The sequence below is a fragment of the Alkalispirochaeta americana genome (genome assembly GCF_900156105.1).
In the GTDB taxonomy this organism is placed as follows: domain Bacteria; phylum Spirochaetota; class Spirochaetia; order DSM-27196; family Alkalispirochaetaceae; genus Alkalispirochaeta; species Alkalispirochaeta americana.
On the sequence record NZ_FTMS01000065.1, the window covers coordinates 1 to 1,023 of the forward strand.

At 54.3% G+C, this 1,023-nt stretch carries 2 protein-coding genes; one reads left to right on the top strand and one right to left on the bottom strand.

Going from position 1 to position 1,023, the window contains the following annotated elements; translation table 11 throughout:
- Window positions 1-276: PD-(D/E)XK nuclease family transposase (locus tag BW950_RS14725; RefSeq protein ID WP_200796803.1), on the bottom strand; the 276-nt coding region annotated here is incomplete at its 3' end.
- A 174-nt stretch (window positions 277-450) separates the two neighbouring features.
- Between BW950_RS14725 and BW950_RS14730 the strand changes: the two genes are divergently transcribed.
- Window positions 451-750: a hypothetical protein gene (locus BW950_RS14730; protein WP_076490043.1), complete on the top strand. Its 300-nt coding sequence runs from the start codon at window positions 451-453 to the stop codon at window positions 748-750.
- The last annotated feature ends 273 nt before the right edge of the window (window positions 751-1,023 follow it).

The window sequence follows — 1,023 nt, forward strand, 5'->3', positions numbered from 1 at the left end:
GGCGAAGTTCTCGTCTCCGGCGATCTGTATCTCGACGTTGATCCAGCGGCCGCGGTTGTCCCGGGCTTTCACATCGAGAATGCTTTCCTTGGTTGCGCCGATAGACCGCAGATTGAAGGGATTGAGGAGTTCGATCTCGACGACCAGATCGTGCCCTTTCTGCGCAAAGACGGCGTTGATGAAGTCGATGAGAATGTCCTTGTTCTCTTCCGAACCCAGCAGATACCGGACGAAAACATCCGCCATGGGATTCAGCGGCCGCTCGATACGATCCATGGAGATATACTACTCCTGTTTCCTGGAGGTATCAACAGCAGGTACCGGGGATGTCCTGGCTATTCGCGGGTGTAAGCGTCCGCGTTATTTTATCACAGCACCCCGAGTTTGCAGGTGGGAATTACGCTATAAACCTGCCGGCTGTTCCGCTGTAAAGGGGGGTGCGGACAGGAATTGCTGTTACAAAAATTCGGGCTTTCCATCCTGGAGTCCCTAGCCAACTCAATCACCATCTCCGTTTCCACCGATGGCCTGCCCAAGGAGGAAACGTTCAGCTACGTGGAACAGCGAATCACCGCCTGCGACGGCAATCCGGCGATGTTTACCAAGGGAGCGCTCAACTTGATTCACCAGGCATCGGTGGGTGTGCTCCGTTCCATTGGAGCGATTTCGACCGCTGGTATGGGCAAAGCCTATGCCAGTGATTCTCCAACTGTTGAGACCGAGCATATCCAGGCGGTGATTTCGCGATAACACCAGCGCGGGGACTTCGGTTCCCGCGCTGGTGTTCCTTGAAATACCAATTCGGGCAAAAGCAGAAATGCTATGCCACTGCGGGAAAATCGACCAGATTCATGTTCAGCCTGCGGAAAACACTGCGGGATGCCGTGATAAAATAGCGCGGGCGCGTACAACTGGCGGCTCTTTATTTGGTTCATCGTCGATTAGCGGGGAATAAGAAATGGCAAGATGGCGGCCCACCGGGTATTGTTTGAGTCGACCAAGATCCAAACACCGGAGGACCAC